Annotated in this window: 16 protein-coding genes; 11 read left to right on the top strand and 5 right to left on the bottom strand. The window is 73.2% G+C overall.

All coding sequences use genetic code 11. The features are described from left to right. Positions 1-38: 38 nt before the first annotated feature. The 9 genes from ACZ58X_RS24685 to ACZ58X_RS24725 all read left to right on the top strand — a co-directional run bounded on the left by ACZ58X_RS24685 (position 39) and on the right by ACZ58X_RS24725 (position 11,264). Positions 39-1,433, top strand: coding sequence for an ABC transporter substrate-binding protein (locus tag ACZ58X_RS24685; RefSeq protein WP_470335770.1), 1,395 nt, complete (start codon positions 39-41; stop codon positions 1,431-1,433). A gap of 9 nt (positions 1,434-1,442) precedes the next feature. Continuing rightward, the gene (locus ACZ58X_RS24690; protein WP_470335771.1) at positions 1,443-2,369 is read left to right on the top strand and encodes a carbohydrate ABC transporter permease; all 927 of its coding nucleotides are present in this window, start codon (positions 1,443-1,445) and stop codon (positions 2,367-2,369) included. Then, a complete protein-coding gene (locus ACZ58X_RS24695; protein WP_470335772.1) occupies positions 2,366-3,244 on the top strand; it encodes a carbohydrate ABC transporter permease in 879 nt (292 codons plus the stop codon). Before ACZ58X_RS24690 ends, ACZ58X_RS24695 begins: the two co-directional genes overlap by 4 nt. A gap of 7 nt (positions 3,245-3,251) precedes the next feature. Further along, entirely contained in the window at positions 3,252-5,321 is a 2,070-nt protein-coding gene (locus ACZ58X_RS24700; RefSeq protein ID WP_470335773.1) for a beta-galactosidase, read from the top strand. Then, the gene (locus tag ACZ58X_RS24705) at positions 5,318-7,495 is read left to right on the top strand and encodes an MGH1-like glycoside hydrolase domain-containing protein (RefSeq protein WP_470335774.1); all 2,178 of its coding nucleotides are present in this window, start codon (positions 5,318-5,320) and stop codon (positions 7,493-7,495) included. The genes ACZ58X_RS24700 and ACZ58X_RS24705 overlap by 4 nt, the downstream gene beginning before the upstream one ends. Before the next feature lie 42 nt (positions 7,496-7,537). Next, on the top strand, positions 7,538-8,260 hold the full coding sequence (locus ACZ58X_RS24710) for a ribonuclease H family protein (RefSeq protein WP_470335775.1): 723 nt from the start codon (positions 7,538-7,540) through the stop codon (positions 8,258-8,260). Positions 8,261-8,331: 71 nt separating this feature from the next. Beyond that, complete coding sequence (locus ACZ58X_RS24715; RefSeq protein ID WP_470335776.1) at positions 8,332-9,045, top strand: hypothetical protein; 714 nt, start codon at positions 8,332-8,334, stop codon at positions 9,043-9,045. Positions 9,046-9,137: 92 nt separating this feature from the next. After that, positions 9,138-9,437: a hypothetical protein gene (locus ACZ58X_RS24720; protein WP_470335777.1), complete on the top strand. Its 300-nt coding sequence runs from the start codon at positions 9,138-9,140 to the stop codon at positions 9,435-9,437. Between the two features lie 9 nt (positions 9,438-9,446). Beyond that, on the top strand, positions 9,447-11,264 hold the full coding sequence (locus ACZ58X_RS24725; protein ID WP_470335778.1) for a DUF1003 domain-containing protein: 1,818 nt from the start codon (positions 9,447-9,449) through the stop codon (positions 11,262-11,264). Between the two features lie 119 nt (positions 11,265-11,383). Here ACZ58X_RS24725 and ACZ58X_RS24730 read toward each other — a convergent pair whose 3' ends face one another. Next, positions 11,384-12,553 carry a hypothetical protein gene (locus ACZ58X_RS24730; protein WP_470335779.1) on the bottom strand — a complete coding sequence of 390 codons (1,170 nt, stop codon included), beginning with the start codon at positions 12,551-12,553 and terminating at the stop codon, positions 11,384-11,386. Here ACZ58X_RS24730 and ACZ58X_RS24735 point away from each other — a divergent pair. Next, positions 12,534-12,692: a hypothetical protein gene (locus ACZ58X_RS24735; RefSeq protein ID WP_380397864.1), complete on the top strand. Its 159-nt coding sequence runs from the start codon at positions 12,534-12,536 to the stop codon at positions 12,690-12,692. The two genes, ACZ58X_RS24730 and ACZ58X_RS24735, sit on opposite strands and share 20 nt — an antisense overlap. Positions 12,693-12,848: 156 nt before the next feature. Here ACZ58X_RS24735 and ACZ58X_RS24740 read toward each other — a convergent pair whose 3' ends face one another. From ACZ58X_RS24740 to ACZ58X_RS24755, 4 genes are all read right to left on the bottom strand, one after another. Further along, positions 12,849-13,745, bottom strand: coding sequence for a carbohydrate ABC transporter permease (locus ACZ58X_RS24740; protein WP_470335780.1), 897 nt, complete (start codon positions 13,743-13,745; stop codon positions 12,849-12,851). After that, positions 13,732-14,796: a carbohydrate ABC transporter permease gene (locus ACZ58X_RS24745; RefSeq protein WP_470335781.1), complete on the bottom strand. Its 1,065-nt coding sequence runs from the start codon at positions 14,794-14,796 to the stop codon at positions 13,732-13,734. The genes ACZ58X_RS24740 and ACZ58X_RS24745 overlap by 14 nt, the downstream gene beginning before the upstream one ends. Further along, a complete protein-coding gene (locus ACZ58X_RS24750) occupies positions 14,786-16,039 on the bottom strand; it encodes an extracellular solute-binding protein (protein WP_470335782.1) in 1,254 nt (417 codons plus the stop codon). Before ACZ58X_RS24750 ends, ACZ58X_RS24745 begins: the two co-directional genes overlap by 11 nt. Before the next feature lie 119 nt (positions 16,040-16,158). Beyond that, complete coding sequence (locus ACZ58X_RS24755; protein ID WP_470335783.1) at positions 16,159-17,193, bottom strand: LacI family DNA-binding transcriptional regulator; 1,035 nt, start codon at positions 17,191-17,193, stop codon at positions 16,159-16,161. Positions 17,194-17,317: 124 nt separating this feature from the next. On the opposite strand from ACZ58X_RS24755, the gene ACZ58X_RS24760 reads away from it, so the two are divergent. After that, a complete protein-coding gene (locus tag ACZ58X_RS24760) occupies positions 17,318-19,411 on the top strand; it encodes an amylo-alpha-1,6-glucosidase (protein WP_470335784.1) in 2,094 nt (697 codons plus the stop codon). The last annotated feature ends 212 nt before the right edge of the window (positions 19,412-19,623 follow it).

A 19,623-nucleotide genomic window follows, 5' to 3' on the forward strand; every position in this document is an offset into this window, starting at 1 on the left:
TGTATACAGCATTCGGCATTCACCAGTCGGGAGGCAAGATGTCCGCAGAAACCCGGCACAGAAAACACCTCCAACTCGCCCGTGAGCAGCGGGAGTCCGGCCCGGCCCTGGGCCGCCGCCGGTTCCTCGGCGCCGGACTCGCGGGCGGCGCCGTGCTGCTGGCCGGAGCCACCGGCTGCGCCACCGGCGGGGCGGCCGGCCCGGACGCCAGGAAGCTCACCGGCAGCCCGGGGGCCACCGTCGCCGGGAAGGTCACCGTCTGGTCCTGGGACGTCGCCGCCAAGGCCGTGCAACGGCTCGGCAAGGTCTTCGAACAGGCCCACCCCGGGAGCACCGTCGAGGTGGTCGACATCGGCTACGACAACGCCTACGACAAGATCACCGTCGGGCTCCGCGCCGGCAGCGGACTGCCCGACATCCTCACCGTCGAGGGCAACCGGATCCCCAGCTACATCGGCAACTTCCCGAACGCCCTGGTCGACCTCAGCGGCCGCGCCGCAGGCCTCAAGTCCCAGTACGCCGAGGCGACATGGCGCACCGTGACGGACGCCGAGGGCCGGGTCCTCGCCCTGCCCTGGGACAGCGGACCGTGCGCCCTCTTCTACCGCCGCGACCACTTCCAACAGGCCGGAATCGACCCCGCCGCCCTCGCCACCTGGGACGACTACCTCACCGCCGGGACGACCCTCAAGAACGCCACCGGAAAGAAACTGCTCATCCTGGACTCCAAACAGGACACCCTGTTCGCCCAACTCCTCCAGCAGCAGGGCCAGTCCTGGTTCGTCGACGGCAAGGTCGCCGTCGCCACCCCCGCCGCCGAACGGGCACTCACCCTGTTGAAGCACCTGGTCGACCGCGACCTGGTCGACTTCGAGAACGGCTGGGACGGCCTGGTCTCCGGCACCCACGACGGCAAGGCCGCCACCACCCCCACCGCCGCCTGGTGGGACGGCACCCTCACCGCCGAAATGGCCGACCTGTCCGGCAAGTTCGGCGTCGTCCCGCTGCCCGCCTTCACCGCCGGCGGCCCCCGCACCTCCAACAGCGGCGGCTCCACCCTCTGTATCCCCGCGCAGAGCGGGAACCCCGAGACGGCCTGGGCGTTCCTCTCCTTCCTGCTCGCCGACAAGGCCAACCAGGCGTCGATGATGCAGCACGAGGGCCTCTTCCCGGCCTTCCTCCCCGCCCTGGACGACCCGTACTTCCAGCAGCCCGCCCCCTACTACGGCGGCCAGCCCGCCATGAGGCTGTTCGCCGACCTGGCCCGCACCATCCCCACCGTCGAACGCACCGCCGACGACTCCAAGGCCGGCGACATCGTCACCACCGCCGTCAACCAGGTGCTGCACAACGGTGCCGACCCGGGCACCGTGCTGCGCTCCGCCGCCCGCCAGATCGCCACCGCGACCGGCCGCTCCACGGTCGCCCAGTAGGCGGGCGCCGTGACCAGCAGCCTGCCGGCCGTCCTGCGCAAGTCCGCCGCCCGCACCGCCCCGGCCCGCCGACGACACTCCCCGCGCACCGCCGCCTGGCTGTTCGCCGGTCCCACCGCCGCCCTGTTCGCCCTCTTCTTCGCCTACCCGCTGGGCGCCAGCCTCTACCAGAGCCTCACCGCCCGCCGCGACGGCGTGGACGTCTTCGTCGGGCTCGACCAGTACCGCCGGATGCTGGACGACCCGGCCTTCCTGCACTCCCTGGTCAACACCGGGCTCATCCTCGCCGTCCAGGTGCCGGTGATGATCGGCCTCGCCCTGGTGCTCGCCGTCCTGCTCGACCAGTCCTGGCTGCGCTTCCGCTCCGGCTGGCGGGCGGTCTTCTTCCTGCCCGCGATCACCACCCTGGTCGCCTACGCCGTGGTGTTCCAGGTGCTGCTGCGCACCGACGGCGGCCTGGCCAACCAGGCCGTCGAGGCGCTCGGCCTCGGACCGGTCGACTGGCTCAACTCGCCCACCTGGGCCCGGATCTCGCTGATCGGCTCGGTCACCTGGCGGTGGACCGGCTACAACGCCGTGATCCTGTTGGCCGGACTCCAGGCGATCGGCCGCGACCAGTACGAGGCCGCCGCCCTCGACGGCGCCGGCACCGTGCGCACCTACACCGGGGTGGTGCTGCCGCAGCTGCGGCCGGTGGTGCTGTTCTGCGTCATCACCTCCACCATCGGAACCCTCCAACTCTTCGACGAGAACTACGTGCTGACCCGTGGCGGCCCCGGCGACGCGACCCTCACCCCGGTGGTCTACCTCTACAAGGTCGGCTTCCAGCAGCTCGACTTCGGCTACGCGGCGGCCATCGCCTGGGTGGTCGTGCTGATCATCGCGGCGGTCTCGCTGCTCCAGTTCCGGCTCTACGGAAGGGAACGCCGCCGATGAAGGCCGGAACACCGATGAAGGCCGGAACACCGGTGAGGGCCGGAACACCGGCGAGGGCCCGGCTCCTGGGCCGTGCCACCGTCCTCGCCCTGCTCACCCTCGGCGCCGTCGCCAGCCTGCTGCCCTTCGCCTGGATGCTGATCGCCGCCACCCACAGCAGCTCCGAACTCTTCCACTCCCCGCCGCCGTTCCTGCCCGGCGGCGAGCTGCTGAACAACCTGGTGCACCTCCAGCAGAGCATCGGCTTCGGCCGGGTGCTGCTCAACAGCCTCGGCATCGCCGTCGTGCACGCCCTGCTCAGCTCGCTGCTGTCCGCGATGTGCGGCTACGGCCTGGCCAAGTACCGCTTCCGGGGCCGCGGTCTGCTGCTCGGCCTGGTGCTGGCCACCATGATGATCCCGCTCCAGGTGCTGCTGGTCCCGCTGTTCCAGATGATGGCCAGCCTCGGCTGGATCGACAGCTACCAGGCCGTCGTCCTGCCCTTCCTCGCCAACTCCTTCGGCATCCTGCTGATGCGCCAGAGCTTCCTGGACTTCCCCGACGAACTGCTGGAGTCCGCCCGGATCGACGGCTCCGGCGAGCTGCGCACCTTCTACCGGGTCGTCCTGCCGTGCGTGCGGCCGCAGTTGGGGGCACTCGTCATCTTCACCTTCATGGGCCAGTGGAACAGCTTCATCTGGCCGCTGCTGATGCTCAACACCCAGGACCGGTACACCGTGCCGGTCGCGCTCAACACCCTGACCGGACTGACCCACGTCGACTACTCCGGCCTGATGCTGGGCTCCTTCCTGGCCACCCTCCCGCTGATGGTGCTCTTCCTGCTCTTCCAGCGACAGTTCGTGGCCGGCCTGCTCGGCGGAGCCTTGAAGGGATGACGGACGAATGGACCGACTCACCCGTGTGCCCGGCCTGTTGTACGGCGGGGACTGGAACCCCGAGCAGTGGCCCGAGGAGGTGTGGGCGGAGGACGTCGAGCTGATGGCCGAGGCCGGGGTCAACCTGGTCACCGTCGGCGTGTTCTCCTGGGCCCGGCTGCAACCCGACGCCCACAGTTGGGACTTCGGCTGGCTGGACCGGCTGCTCGACCTGGTCCACCGGCACGGCATCGCCGTCGACCTGGCCACCGCCACCGCCTCCCCGCCCGCCTGGCTGGTGCGCGCCCACCCCGAACTGCTGCCCGTCACCGCGGACGGCGTCCGGCTGGAGTTCGGCTCGCGCCAGCACTACTGCCCGTCCTCCCCGGCCTACCGCACTGCCGCCGTCCGGCTCACCCGGATGCTCGCCGAGCGCTACCACGACCACCCCGCGCTCGCCCTGTGGCACGTCCACAACGAGTACGGCGACCACGTCCAGGAGTGCTTCTGCGCCGAGTCGGCCGCCGACTTCCGCCGCTGGCTTCGCGAACGGCACGGCACTGTAGAGGAGTTGAACCGCTCCTGGGGCACCGCGTGCTGGTCCCAGCGGTACAACTCCTTCGACCAGGTCGAGCCGCCGCGCACCGCGCCGGGCCCGGTCAACCCGACCCAGCTGCTGGACTGGCGCCGGTTCTGCTCGGACGCCCTGCTCGCCCTGCACCGCGCCGAGAAGGCCGTGCTCGACGAACTCTCGCCCGGCGTGCCGGTCACCACCAACTTCATGTCGATGCTCAAGGCGCTCGACTACTGGGAGTGGAGCCGGCACGAGGACTTCGTCTCCGACGACGCCTACCCTGACCCGGCCGACCCGCGCGCCCACGTCAACGCCGCCATGAACTACGACCTGATGCGCTCCCTCAAGGCCGGCCGACCGTGGCTGCTGATGGAACAGGCCCCGTCCGCCGTCAGTTGGCGTCCGGTGAACGTCCCCAAACGCCCCGGCCTCTACCGCCTCTGGTCGTTCCAGGCGTTGGCCCGGGGCGCCGACGGGGTGCTGCACTTCCAGTGGCGCGCCTCGGTCGCCGGGGCCGAGAAGTTCCACAGCGCGATGCTGCCGCACCGGGGCACCGCCGGACGCGGCTGGCAGCGGACCGTCGCCCTCGGCGCCGAACTGCGCCGGCTCGGCGAGGTCGCGGGCAGCCGGATCCGCGCGGAGGTCGGCGTCCTGCTCGACTGGGACAGCTGGTGGGCGCTCGAACTGGACGACCACCCCTCCGCCCGGATGCGCTGGCTCGACCTGCTCCGCCCCTGGTACGCGGCCCTGTACGCGCGCGGTGTCACCGTCGACTTCCTCCCGCCCACCGCCGGGTACGACGGCTACCGGCTGCTGCTCGCCCCCAACCTGTACCTGCTCGACACCGCCACCGCCGAACGCCTCACCGACTACGTCCACGGCGGCGGCCACCTGGTGTGCGGCCCGTTCAGCGGCATCACCGACCGGCACGACCACGTCCACCCCGGCGGCCACCCCGGCCCGCTGCGCGAACTGCTCGGCGTGGTCGTGGACGAGCACTGGCCGATCCCGGACGGCGGGGCCACCACCGTACGGCTCGACGGAACGGGCCGGGACGCCGAACTGCACCCCGAACCGCACCCCGAACCGCACCCCGAACTTCGCGCCGAGCACTGGAGCGAGTGGATCGAGCCCGAGGGCGCCGAGACCGTCGCCCACTACACCTCCGGCGAACTCACCGGCCGGCCCGCCGTCACCCGCCGCCGCCACGGCACCGGCAGCGCCTGGTACCTGAGCTGCCACCTCGGCCCGGACACCGGCCCGGTGCTCGACCTGCCGCTGACGGAGTCCGGCGCGCGGCCCGAACTGCCCGGACTGCCCGAAGGCGTCGAGGCCACCCGCCGCCGCTCCGCCGACGGCACCGCCTACCTCTTCCTGCTCAACCACGGCCCCGCCGAAGCCTCGGTGCCGCTGGCTCACCCCGGCACCGACCTGCTCACCGGCACCGTCACCGGCACCACCCTCACCCTCGCGCCGCTGGGCGCCGCCGTCCTCCGCCTGCCCGCCCCCGAGGAGCGCCCGTGAACCCGCTGACCCGCCGCCACTTCCTGGCCGCCTCCGCCCTGGCCGGCACCGCGGCCGTGGCCACCCCCGCGACCGCCGCCCGGGCCGACGAAGGCGACCAAGGCGACCAAGTCGACGCGGAACTCGCCGCCGAACGCTACGCCGACGTCCTCGACCTGCACGGCACCCCCACCCAGGCCTACCCCGGCGACAACAACCCGATCACCGTCTTCGCCGACCTCGGCGCCTGGCACGCCTACGCCCTGCCCCGCCCGACCGACCCGCTCGGCGGCTTCACCGGCCCGCTGCACCTCGCCCAGGAATACCCCTGGTGGCTCAGCGACGGCCTCACCCGCCTCCAACTCACCGAGCGGGGAAGGCCCCTGGACCTCGCCGCGGGCGGCGCCCCGACCCTCACCGCACTGCCCGGACTGCTCCGCCAGCGCTACGCACTCGGGGACGGCCTCGCCCTCACCCTCGAACTGCGCTTCGCCGGCAACCGCACCGCCCTGCTCCGCGCCCGCCTCACCAACACCGGCCGTGCCGCACGCACCCTGGCCGTCGCCTGGACCGGCGCCCTGCTGCGCCCCGCCGACGGCCCCCAGCGCGACGCCCCGCGGCTGCTCGCCGCCGAGCGCGGTGTCGAGGTCGCCTTCGCCAAGGTCCGCCGGACCTGGGACTACCTGACCGACGGTACCGAGCGCTTCGCCGTCCGCCATGCCCAGGCCGTCCGGGTCACCGTGGACGGCGACCGCCACCGCACCGAACTCGCCGAGCCCGTACGGCTGCCGCCCGGCGCGAGCCGCACCCTGGACTGGACCGAGAGCTACACCTTCACCGCCGAGGACCGCGCCCGCGCGGCCCGGGAGGCCGAGGCCGCGCTGCGCGACCCCGACCGGACTGCCGCCGCCGGTCGGGCCCGCTGGGCCGGCTACCTCGCCCGCGCCACCGAGGGCGTCCCGGCCGCCCGCCGCCGCACCGCCGTCAAGTGCGTGCAGACGCTGGTCACCAACTGGCGCAGCCCGGCCGGGCGGATCCGGCACGACGCCGTCACCCCCTCGCTGTCCAACAAGTGGTTCAGCGGCGTCTGGGCCTGGGACACCTGGAAGCAGGCTGTCGGCACCGCGCTGTTCGCCCCGAGCTTGGCCGCCGACCAGATCCGCGCCGTCTTCGACCACCAGACCGGGCCCGGCTCGCCCGACCGCCCGCAGGACGCCGGGATGGTCCCCGACTGCGTCTTCTACAACGACCCGTCCACCGGTGGCGGCAACTGGAACGAGCGCAACTCCAAGCCCCCGCTGGCCGCCTGGGCCGTCTGGCAGGTCTACCGCCGCTCCGGCGACCGGGCCTTCCTGCGCGAGCTGCTGCCCAAGCTCACCGCCTACCAGGACTGGTGGTACCGCACCCGGGACCACCTCGGCGAGGGCCTGTGCGAGTACGGCGCCACCCTCGACCCGGCCAACGCCGCACCCGAGGACTGCCGCCAGGCGGCGGCCTGGGAGTCCGGCATGGACAACGCCCCGCGCTTCGACGCCGCCACCGTGGTGCCCAACCGGGACGCCAAGGGCGCCCTGCTCGGCTGGTCGCTCGACCAGCGCTCCGTCGACCTCAACGCCTACCTGGCCGCCGACCACCGGCACCTGGCCCTGATCGCCGCCGAACTCGGCGACCGCCCCGCGGCGGAGCGGCTGCGCGGCCGGGCCGAGCGGATCGACGCCGCGATCCGCGCCACCATGTACGACCCGGCCACCGGCTGGTTCCACGACACCGACCTCACCACCGGCGCCCCGCTCACCGCCCGCGGCCGGGGCATCGAGGGCGCGATCCCGCTCTGGTCCGGCACCGCCGACCCGGCCCAGGCCCGCACCGTGCGGGCCCGGCTGCTCGACCCGGCGGAGTTCGGCACCCCGATGCCCTTCCCGACCGTCGCCCGCAGCTCCCCGTCCTTCGACCCGGCCGGCTACTGGCGCGGCCTGGCCTGGCTCGACCAGAGCTACTTCGCGATCGAGGGGCTGCGCCGGTACGGCTGGGACCAGGACGCCCGCCGGGCCGTCGAGCGGCTGCTCGCCGCCGCCGAGGGGCTGAGCGGCGACGGTCCGGTGCGGGAGAACTACGACCCGCTGACCGGCCGGGGCCGCAACTCCACCAATTTCAGCTGGTCCGCCGCGCTGTTGCTGCCCCTGCTGCGCAGCTGACCCGCTTTGGCTCCGAGCGGCCTGACCAGGCATGATCGGGGCATGGTCGAACGAGTCATTGCAGCGTGTGACGGAGCAGCCAAGGGCAACCCCGGCCCGGCGGCCTGGGCCTACGTGGTCGCGGACGCCGCCGGGGCGCCCCAACGCTGGGAGGCGGGGCCGCTCGGGCACAGCACCAACAACATCGGCGAGCTGACGGCGCTTCAACAGCTGCTGTCCGCCACCGACCCGGCCGTCCCGCTGGAGGTCCGGCTCGACAGCACCTACACCCGCGACTCGGTCACCAAGTGGCTCAAGGGCTGGAAGCGCAACGGCTGGAAGACGGCCGCGGGCAAGCCGGTGGCCAACCGTGAGCTGATCCAGCGGATCGACGAGCTGCTGGAGGGCCGGGACGTCACCTTCGTCTACGTCCCCGCCCACCAGGTGGACGGCGACCCGCTGAACGCCATCGCCGACAAGGCCGCCAGCGACGCCGCCCGCACCCAGCAGGCCGCCGCCGGGACGGCCGCCGACCTGCCGGTGCCCGACCCGGCCGCGGCGGTCAAGGCGCCCCGGGCCGCAAAGCCGCGCACCACCTCCGCCGGAGCCGGAACCGGCACCGGCACGGGGACCGGCGCTGCCAAGCGCAGCGGTGGCGGCTCGCGCACCCTGAACGCCCGCTTCCCCGGCACCTGCCCGTGCAGCCGCCCGTACGCCAAGGGCGACAAGATCACCAAGGTCGGCAGCAGCTGGGGCCACCCGGAGTGCGCCACCGCCCACGCCTGAGCACCTCCGGGCCGCCGCCTGAGTACGGGTACTCAGGCGGCGGCCCGGCCCGGTCGGGCACGATGGCGATCATGACGAAGCGTGTTCGGACGGACGGTCGGGGCGGCCGCAGGACGGTGCGGGTGGCACTGGTCACGACGGTCGCGGGAGCGGCGGTGCTCGGCACGGTCGGCTACCGAGGCGCCGTGACGGTCGCGGCCGAGGTCCCGCGGGTCTGGTCCGGGGAGCCGTACCCGGTGGCCGACCCGGCCGCCGTCGCCGCGCACCTGGACGCCCGGACCCAGGCCGTCTACGACGCCCTCGCCCTGCCGCCCGCCGTGGCACTGACCCCGGCGCCGGTCGGCGACGACGGCATCACCGCCCGGGTCCAGGGCGTCTGCCACGCCCGCGGCCTGGAGCACCTCCTGGCGAGCATGAACGACGGCGGCGCCGACCAGCCCCGCACGGCCGTGCTCGCCGCCCGCTTCACCCTCGCCGGGGTCACCGCGACCCAGTGGACGGAGGCCCTCGGGCGCGCCCGGCGGACCCTGACCGCCCAGGGCTGGACGGTCGTCTCGGCGGACGAGTCCGCGCCCGTCCCCAGCCTGAGCCTGGCGCCGCCCTCGGACGGCCCGGGCGCCCTGGCCGAGGGCGCCTCGCTCCGCTACGACCCGGTGGCCCGCACCCTCAGCGTCGGCGCGGGCGCCGAGTGCTCCCGCTTCCCCGACGGCACCGCGCTGGACCGGGCCGGGCAGCCGACCGCGCTGCCGACCCCCACCGCCCCGAGGCAACTGCGCGCTCACTGAGTACCCGGCCCGCCGCGCTCCGTACAGCCGGGTGAAGGGGCCCGGTGAACAGGCCGGCCCAGCAGGACCGTAGGAGCGAGGAGGTGGGCCCGGTGATCGTCTCCGAGACTGCGGAGTTCCACATCGGCGACCGGGTGTGGGTGTACCGCGAATCCTCCTACGGCACGGTGGAGAGCGCCGTCGTCGTCGACGCCCCCGCGGACCGCAGCCTGCGGCTGGAGTTCGCCGACGGTCACCGCAACCACCTGCGCCACGGCCGGGTCGAGCTGCACGGCCTGCACCGCACGGGTGTTGACGGAGCGTTAAGATCCTGCCCCGGAAAGCCTCCGGTCGCCCCGGCCGCTGCCATCATGGGCACGACTCCGGCGGTGGGCGCCGGAGTTCGACCGTGAGGAGCGGGCGTGACGGAAGCCGGTACGGCGATCGACCAGCCGCGGCAGCAACCGGTGACGGTGGCGGACGGACAGGTCGGGCTGAACGGCGCGATCGCGGCCGCGCTGACCCGGGCCGTGGGTTCGATGCCCGCCCTGTACGTGACCCTGGTGCTGGTCGCCGGCTGGATGGGGCTGGCGACCTGGGGGCCGCTGCACTCGATCGACCCCTACCCCTTCGGCTTCCTGCTGTTCCTCGACAACGTCGTCCAACTGGTGCTCTGCCTGGCGATCCTGGTCGGCCAGCGGGTGCTGGGCCAGGCCGCCGACCGCAGGGCGGTGCAGACCTACGAGAACGCCGAGGCGATCTTCGCCAGGGTCGCCGACCTCCAGGCGCACCTGGACCGGCACGACCGGGCGCTCGGGCGCGGGGTGAGCCTGCTGGAGACCAGCGGGCACCCGTGGATCCAGCGGCACCGGGTGCAACCGCCGCCGCAGGCCCTGGACCAGGTCGCCGGGGTCAACGGGCGGATCGCCGCCTGGCTGACCGGGCGGCTGGGCGGCATGTGGGCCTTCTACCTCGCCGCCGTGACCCAGGTGCTCTGGATCGGCCTGTCCCAGCTCGGGGTGCAGACCTTCGACCCGTACCCGTTCGCCTTCATGAGCTTCCTGTCCACCCTGGCCCAGCTGGTCTTCATGATCGTGATCATGGTCGGCCAGGACGTGCTGGGCAAGGCCGGCGACCGCCGCGCCGAGCAGACCCTGCTGGACGCCGAGGCCGTGCTGCACGAGTGCGGCCGGATGAAGGCCCGGCTGGAGGCGCAGGGGAGGGTGATCGAGAGCCTGGCCGACTACACCAACGCCCAGGTCACCCGGCAGCTGTCCCGGGCCATCCACCGCAGCCGGGTGGCGGCGGCGGTCGAGGACGGCGAGGAGGCCGGCAGCCGCCCGGCCCTGCTGCCCTGGGAGGAGCTGCCCGAGGAACTGCGCACGGCCAACCGGCGCCAGGCCCGCCAGCTCGGCGAGCGCCTCGCCGCGGTCGGCTGCCTGATGGTGCCCACCTCCGAGCAGGTCGCCCCGGACGCCGTCGGCGGCTTCGAGGACTTCACCGAGGAGGAGGCCGAGGTGCTGGCCCGGCTGGAGCACGAGCACGAGCACCGCTACGGCACGGGCGCCGAACCGGAGGCGCTGCTCCCCGGCCAGCGGGACGGCCGGGCGGTGTTCCTGCCCTGGGAGGAACTGCCGGACCGGGCCCGGGCCCGCACGGTGGAGTCGGTGCGGCTGATCCCCGCCGTGCTCGCCGAGGTCGGCTTCCAGGTGGTGCGGATCGGCCGGGGCGCCGACGGCGCGGGGGAGTTGGACTTCACCCCCGAGGAGTGGACGACGCTCGGCCGGGCCCTGATGGCCTCCGGCGTCCTGGTCGCCCTCGCCGAGGGCGTGGCGGACCCGGAGGAGGTGATAGCGATCGTCAAGCTGCTGCGCGAGGCGAGCAGCACCCATCCGCGGCGCTTCGTCCGGGAGTTGGCGGCGGCCTCGACCTTCGACACCGGGCTGCGCCCCGACACCCGCTACGCCGGGTACCGCGGGCCCGCGTTGGAGACGATCCGGGCCGCCACCCGGATCGTGGCCGAGCGGGCGCCGGAGGAACTGGCCGGGTACCGGGAGCTCCTGCTGGAGATCGCGACCGTGGTCGCGGACGCCAACGAGGAGGGCGGCATCCTCGGCCTGGGCGCCCGTACCCGGGTGCCGAACGAGGTGGCGGCCATGGAGGCCGTCCGGGCCGCGAGCCTGGGCGAGCCCGAGGCCGCGCCGGTGCGGGCCAGGACGGGCCCGCGCAAGCGCGGTTGAACGGACGCGACCGGCCGACCGCGGGAGCGGCCGGCCGGCCGGTGCGTCAGGGGCGCCTGCGGGGGCGCGCGTCAGGGCTGCCCGTGGGGGCGTCCGGAGCGGCGCCCCTCAGGAGCGGGTCATTTCTCCTCGGCCATGGCCTTGATGTCCTCGAAGCCCAGGCCCATCTTGTTGAACGCCTTGGCCTGGGCCTCCGGGATGCCGAGCGCGGCCAGCGAGCTGAGCTGGGCGTCGGTCAGCGGCGCGGCCTCGGTGTTGAACGGCGGGACGCCGGTGGCGTCGTCCTCGGCGGTCGGGTCCTCGCCGCTGGCCAGCACGAGGAAGGTCTTCATCAGGTCCTCGCTGGTCATCCTGGTGGCGTCGGCCGGGGCCTCGACCTTCGGCGCGTCCTGGTTGAAGGCGAGCTTCACCGGGAAGTTGACGCCCGGGTCGACCTTCTTCTCCAGCTGCGCCAGGTCGAAGGAGGCCGAGTTGAGCGCGCCGTCCTTGAGGTACAGGTCGACGCCGACCTTGCGGTCCGGGACGTCGGTCGGGGCCTCGGTCGGGAACTTCTTGAACTGCTGGGGGAACTTGCCGGAGAGCGGCTTGACGGCCTTGTACAGCTCGTCCACGGCCTGGCGGGCCGGGGCGCTCATCCAGATGTGCTCGGTGCCGTCCTTCGTGCCCTTGTCCTCGAAGGTGACGGTCCGGTTGAACACGTCCTTGAGCGAGTCGAGGAGCTCCTTGCCGGCGGCCGGGTCGACCGAGGGCGCGGCCGCCGGCTTGCCGCCCTTGGCGCCGTCCTCCTTCTTGGCCTCGTCCGCGAGCTGCTGGAGGTCGAGCGAGACCCACTTGCCGGTCAGCAGGCTCTTGGCGGGGGCCAGGTCGGGGGAGAGGTCCTTGGTGACGGTGTCGACCTCGGTCGGGTCCTGGCCGGTGAGCTTGAGCACGCTCTTCATGTCGAGGTGCAGGAAGCCCTTGGCGTCGACCTGGCGGTACTCGAGGAGCGGGGTGCCCTTCTTGTCCGCGATGAGGTATGAGATCCGCACCGACTTGTCGAGCGTGATGTCCTGCTGGTGCTTCTGGTCGCCGGCCCCCGTGTTCTTGAAGGCGTCGACCTCCTTGAGCGGCTTGTCGGCCGAGACCGCGACGGAGACCGAGAGGCCGGACAGGCCCTTCGCGCTCTGCTCGTCGATCGCCTCGTCGCCGGTGGCCTTGGTGAAGGCGACGATCTGCTCCGGGGTGGCGTCCACGGAGAGCGTGAAACCGGCGGACTTGCCGTCACCGACCTTGCCGAAGGCCTTCGACACCTTCTGGCCGGCCGAGAGCTGCTCGGCGGTGCCGCAGGCGGTGAGGCCGGTGGCGAGGACGGAGGCGGTGACGGCGACGGGCAGCGCACCGCGGGCGGCCGTGCGGATGGCGGTGTTGATGGTGGAACTCCTGGTCTGACGGGGCCTGAGTGAAACGGGTCAGGCCATTCCCTCCCCTGCGGTGAAGAACGCCGCAGCGCATACACAGGTGATCACATTATCAGCAAGGAAGCACGCGATTATTTGACCCCGGCTTTAACTGATCGGGGCGATATGCATACCTTTTGGCCGGATTTCATCCCTTCGAGGAACCGGAGTTGGCACCCCGGACGAAATGGCGCTGGAAGCAGAAGAACAGCACCGCCACCGGCACGGTGGACACCAGCGCCGCCGCCAGCTTGAGCGGGTACTGCGTCCCGGAGCCGAGGCCGCCGGAGACGAAGTGCGCCAGACCCGTCGTCAGGGTGTCGTGCTCACTGGACTGGGTGGAGACCAGGAAGTGGGTGAACTCGTTCCAGGAGCCCTGGAAGGAGAGCACGGTGAGGGTGATCAGCGAGGGCCGGGACATCGGCAGCACCACCGACCAGAAGATCCGGAACGTCCCGGCGCCGTCGATCCGCGCCGCCTCCTCGATCTCGCGCGGCACCGAGACGAAGAACTGCCGCATGATGAAGATCCCGGCGGCGTCGACCAGCAGCGGCAGTACCATCCCGCCGTAGCTGTCGAACAGCCCGAAGCTCTTGAGCACCAGGAACTTCGGGATCAGCAGCACCACCCCGGGCACCGCCATCACCGCCAGCACGAAGCCGTACAGCAGCCGGCGGCCGGGGAAGGCGATCCGGGCCAGGGCGTAGCCCGCCATCGAGTCGAACAGCACCCGCCCGGCCGTGACCAGGACGGTCACCAGCACGCTGTTGCCCAGCCAGCCGAGGAACGGCACGTTCTCCACGCCGTGCGCGAGCCCGAACAGCCGCCGGTAGGAGTCGAGGGTGCCGCCGTCCGGGAGCAGCGTCATCGGGTGGGCGGCCGCGTCCGGGTCGGTCTTGAAGCTGTTCGCCGACTGCAGCAGGAACGGCAGCAGGTAGAGCAGCGCGAAGCCGAGCAGCGCGGCGTACCCGAGCAGGCGCAGCGGCCGGGGGAAGCGGGCGAACACGGGCCGTTCCGGGCCCGTCCCGTGGTCAGCGCGCCGCACGGCGAACTCCCTTCGAGCGGGGCCCCGGTGCGCCGTCCCGCTCCCGCAGGGCCCACCGCTGCACGGCGGTGAGCAGCAGGACCAGGCCGAGCAGGACGAACGCGATGGCGGCGCCCTGCCCGTAGTCGGCGTTGTCGAAGCCGGCGGAGTAGGAGAGGTAGGCGGGGGTGAGGGTGGTGTTGCCGGGCGCGCCCTTGCCCATCACGTACACCTGGTCGAAGACCTGCCAGGTGGAGATCAGGCCCAGCGTCAGCACCAGGAACAGCACGGGCCGCAGGGCGGGCAGGGTGACGTGGCGCAGCACGTGGCGCCGGCCCGCGCCGTCCAGGGCCGCGGCCTCCTCCAGTTCGCGCGGGACGTCCTGGAGGGCCGCCAGGAAGATCAGCATGAAGGTGCCGGAGGTGGTCCAGACGGCCATCAGGATCAGGGTGCACATCGCGACCGAGGGGCCGGCGAACCACTCCGACCACGCCAGCCCGAGCGGGCCGCCGGCCGCCGGGGCGGGCTGGTCCACGCCGAACCACCCCAGTACCAGCCAGACCAGCCCGCGCGGATCGGCGAACCAGTTGGGGCCCGCGACCCCGACCCAGCCCAGCATCCGGTTGACGGCGCCGCTGCCCTGGAACAGGAACAGGAAGACCGTCGAGACGGCGATCGAGCTGGTGACGGACGGGAAGTAGAACACCGTGCGCAGGGCGCCGCGGCCGCGCAGCAGCCGCTGGTTGACGGCGAGGGCCAGGGCCAGCGCCAGCACGGTCTGCAACGGCACCGTCAGCAGCACGTAGTAGAGGGTGTTGCGCAGCGAGGTGGCGAACAGGGTGCGGTCCAGGCCGTCCACGGTGAACAGCCGGCGGTAGTTGTCCAGGCCGACGAAGTCCGCGCCGCCGTCGAAGGGGTTGGACTGGCCGTCCCAGTGCAGCAGGCTCACCCACAGCGCCATCGCGATCGGCAGGACCATGAAGAGGCCGAGGACCAGGACCATCGGGGCGGTGAACAGCCAGCCCCAGGCCCCCTCGCGCAGGCCGCGCCGGGCGCGGGGGTCAGCGGGCATTCTTGACGACCTGCTCGCCGTTGCGCTGGAGGGCGGCCAGCACGGCCGCCGGGTCGGCCGTCCGCAGCGACTGGAGGTCGGTGTTGAACTGGGTGAGCACCTGGTTGAACCCGGGTACGGTGACCGGCGGTTGGGCGTGGGCGACGCCGTCCACCCAGGCCTTGGACTCCGGGTACTTCTCGGCGTAGGCGGCGAGGGCGCTGGTGCGCGAGGGCATCACGCCGAAGGCCTTGGCGAACTCCAGCTGCTGGTCGGCGGAGGTGAGCTGCTGGACCAGGTCGACGCCGGCCGCCTGGTGGCGGCTCTTGGCGGCGATGCCCCAGCAGTTGCTGAACGCCAGGGTGCCGGGCCCGGCCGGCCCGGCGGGCAGCGGGAGCACCTTGTACGGGACGTTCGGGTAGTCCTTGGCCATCGCGCCCTTGAGCCAGTTGCCCTCGATGGTCATCGCGGCCTTGCCCTTGCCGAGCGCCTCGCCGCCCCAGCCGGCGTCCACGTCGGCGACGTACTTGGCGGTGCCGGCCTTCAACAGGCCCTGGACGTACTCCAGCGCCTGCCGGTTGCCGGGGGCGTCGGCGGTCATCGCGGTCTGCTCGGGGTTGGTGATCCAGCTGCCGGCCTGCTTGAACAGGGCGCCGAGCCGCTGGTAGTCGGGGGCGGTGACCAGGCCGGTCACACCGTCCTTGGTGAGCTTGGCTGCGTCGTCGGCGAGTTGCTGCCAGGTGGTGGGGTAGTCGGCCTCGGTGAGGCCGGCCTGCTGCCACATCGTGGTGTTGACGGCCAGGGCCAGGGTGGAGCTGTCCTTGGGCAGGCAGGTGAGCGTGCCGTCGTGGCTGAACGCCTTGCGCAGCTGCTCGGAGAAGTCCGAGGCGTCGGCTATGCGGTCACCGTAGGCGTACAGCGAGCCGCCCTTGGCGTAGTTGGCGAACTGGTCGGAGTTCACGTAGAAGAGGTCCGGCGGATTGCCGCCGGCGAAGGCCTGGCCGAGCTGCTGGTTGATGTTGCTGGCGATCTGCACGGTGACGGTGTTGCCGGTCCGCTGCGCCCAGGCGGCGGTGGCGGCCTTGACGGCCGCGGTCTCGGCCTCGCCGGAGCTGGCGATCAGGACGGTCAGGCTCTGGCCGGCGCCGGAGGACTGCTTGGCCGACGTGTCGCCGAATCCGCCCGAGGAGGAGCAGCCGGTGACGGCGCCGAGGGCGACGGCCGTGCAGACGGCGGCCGCGGCGAGGGTGCGGGAGGTGGCCATGCGGATCTCCTAGCGGGGGTGGTGGGTGGTGGACGGCCTTCGGGGGACGGGTGCTTCGGGTGGGCCTCGGCGGCGGCGGGGTTCCGGGGGAGCGGGGCGGGGAGGGTGCGGCGTGGGTGCTAAGCGCTCTCGCGGAGCACCAGCTCCGGTTCCAGCAGCACGTGTTCGACGGGCCGCCCGCGGTCGCCGAGGCGTTCCAGCAGCAGCTGCATGCAGACCCGGCCGACCGCGTCGAGCGGCTGGGCGAGGCTGGAGAGCGAGGGGAAGAGCAGCGGGGCGATCGGGGAGTCGTCGAAGCCGATCACGGCGGCCTCCGGACCGGGGGTGCGGCCGGCCCGGCGCAGGGCCTGGTACCAGCCGAGCGCGAGGGTGTCGCTGGCGGCGACGACGGCGGTCGCGCCGCCGGCCAGCAGTTTCCCGGCGGCCTCGGTGGCGCGCTCCGGGTCGTCGGGGCTCTCCGCCCGGCGGCCCCGGGTGGACAGGCCCAGTTCGCGCATCGCGCCCTGCCAGCCGCGGGCGCGGTCGTCACCGACCCCGGAGCCCTTGGGCCAGCCGAGGAAGCCGATCCGGCGGTGGCCGAGCCCGGCCAGGTGGCGGACGGCCGCCGAGGTGCCGGCGGCGCCGTCCACGTCGACCCAGTCCCCGACGTCCTTGCCGGACCAGGTGCGGCCGAAGGCGACGAAGGGGACGCCGCGCTCGTGCAGCCAGCCCTGGCGGCGGTCGCCGCGGTCGGTGCCGCTGAGCACGAAGCCGTCGGCGCCGTGCTCGTCCAGCAGCTGCTGGTAGCTGGTGAGTTCGTCGTCCCCGGGGGCGACAGCGAACAGCACGACCCGGTAGCCGGCCCGGTCGGCGGCCTCGGAGAGCGAGTGCAGGAACTGGTCCAGGACCGGGGTCGGGACGCCGGTGCTGCTGGAGCGGATGCCGTAGCCGATCAGCCGGCTGGCCCTGGTCTTGAGCGCCTGGGCGGCCCGGTGCGGGCGGTAGCCGAGTTCGTCGATGGCGCGCCGGACCCGCTCCAGTGTCTGCGGGCGCAGCAGCTCGGGCGAGTTGATGGCGTTGGACACCGTCTGACGGCCCACGCCGGCCCGGGCGGCGACCATTTCGAGGGTCACCGCGGACCCGGGGCCGCTCCTGGGCGATGAGTGTGCATGCATGACGGTGATCCTAGGTTCTGTCGCCGTAAGGCCTGGCTTGGAGCGTTCCAAGCGGGGGTTCCATCAACCCCACCAGGGGAGTTAATGTCTTGGAACGCTCCAATGAAAGAAAGGTTGCGCCCGGGTGGAAGCAACTGTCAAGCCCCGCACCGAGAACGAGGAGACCATGCCCGCGACCGACCTCCAGCCGTTCCTGCACGACGCCCGGCTCTCCGTGGCCGCCCCCAGCTTCTGCGCCGCCCGCCCCGACGGCCGGATCGGCGAGAGCGCCGACGGCTTCTACCACGGCGACCGCCGCATCCTCTCCCGCCTGGAGATCGGCGCCCCCGGCGTCCCCGAAGCCCCGATCGCCGGCACCGAACTCCCGGACGGGCGGACCGTCTTCGTCACCGTGCTGCGCGGCCTCGGCGAACGGACCGCCGACCCCGCCACCACCCTGGAACGCCGCCGGGAACTCCACCCCGGCCGCCTGGTCGAGCACTGCACCCTCCACAATGCCGGCGCCCACCCCGCCCGACTGCGCCTGGAGATCCGTGCCGAGAGCGACTTCGCCGCCATGGACGCCGTCAAGGCCGGCCGCGCCGGCACCCCGGTCGAGCCCCGCGCCGACGGTGCCGACGGCCTGCGCTGGCAGGACGGCCCGCTCACCGCCGCCCTCACCCTCACCCCCGCACCCCACCACCTCGACCCCGCCACCGGCACCCTCGGCTACGACCTCGAACTCGCCCCCGGCCAGAGCTGGCACGCCGTCCTGGAGTGCACCGCCGAACACCGCGACGGCGACCTCTTCCCCGCCGCCCGCACCACCCCCTGGACCACCCCCGAGATCACCGGCCGCGACCACCACCTCGCCCACTGGCTCACCCGCTCCCACCACGACCTGCGCGGCCTGCTGCTCACCGACCCGCTGCGCCCCGCCGACACCTTCCTCGGCGCCGGCGCGCCCTGGTTCCTCACCCTGTTCGGCCGCGACTCGCTCTGGGCGGCCCGGATGATGCTCCCGCTCGGCACCGACCTCGCCGCCGGCACCCTGCGCACCCTGGCCCGCCGTCAGGGCCGGGCCGTCGACCCGGCCACCGAGGAGCAGCCCGGCAAGATCCTGCACGAGGTCCGCCGCGCCGAGCAGCACCTCGACACCGGCTCCCACCTGCCGCCCAGCTACTACGGCACCGCCGACGCCACCCCGCTCTGGCTCCTGCTGCTGCACGACGCCTGGCGCTGGGGCCTGCCGGCCGAGGAGGTCGAGGAACTGCTCCCGCACGCCGAGGCCGCCCTCGACTGGCTGGAGCGGTACGCCGACGCGGACGGCGACGGCTTCCTGGAGTACGTCGACAGCACCGGCCGGGGCCTCTCCAACCAGGGCTGGAAGGACTCCTCGGACGGCATCCGGTTCCGCGACGGCCGGATCGCCGCCGCCCCGATCGCCCTCAGCGAGGTCCAGGCCTACGCCCACGAGGCCGCCGTCAAGTCCGCCGACCTGCTGGAGGCCTTCGGCCGCCCCGGCGCCGAGCGCCGGCGGCAGTGGGCCGAGCGGCTGCGCGAGCGCTTCCGCGACCGGTTCTGGACCGAGGACGAGCACGGCCGCCACCCGGTGGTCGCCCTCGACCGGGACAAGCGGCCGGTCGACTCGGTGGCCTCCAACCTCGGCCACCTGCTCGGCACCGGCCTGCTCTCGGCCGAGGAGAGCGCGCTGGTCGCGCGGCGCCTCACCGCCCCCGGCCTGGACAGCGGCTTCGGCCTGCGCACCCTGGACTCCGCCACCGCCGGCTTCAACCCGCTGGGCTACCACACCGGTTCGGTCTGGCCGCACGACACCGCCGTCGCCGTGCACGGACTGGCCCGGGCCGGCCGGTACGAGGACGCCGCGCCGCTGGCCGCCGGACTGCTGCGCGCCGCCGCGGCCTTCGACCACCGGCTGCCCGAGCTGTACGGCGGCCACCCGCGCGAGCGCTACCACCGCCCCGTCCCGTACCCCGCCTCCTGCCGCCCGCAGGCCTGGGCGGCGGCCTCCGCGGTCCTGGTGCTGCAGGCGCTGCTCGGGCTCGCCGCGGACGCGCCCGGGCGCCGGTTGTGGGTGCGCGGGAGCGTCCCGGCCGGGTACGAGTCGCTGCGGATCGGAGGGCTGACGGTGGCCGGGCTGCCGATCGAGGTGGCCACCGACCACACCGGCGCCGTCCGGCTGCGCGCCCCGGAGGGGTTCACCGTCATCACGGTCTGAGGGTCCGGTGAAGGTCCTGCGTCGCCCGGCGGACCGGGCGTCAGCCCGCCGACAGCCGTCCGACCTCGCCGAACGCCCGGCGCCCGGGCCACCGTCGGGTGCTCCGTGTGCTGACTTGACCCCGCCGGGAAAGGGCCCGGCGGGGCCCCGGCGGCCGTGGGGGCGCTGGTGTTCGAGGCGTCATCACCACCTGCTAACCTCAGCCGATTTCC

It is taken from the genome of Kitasatospora sp. NPDC040550 (assembly GCF_055594965.1).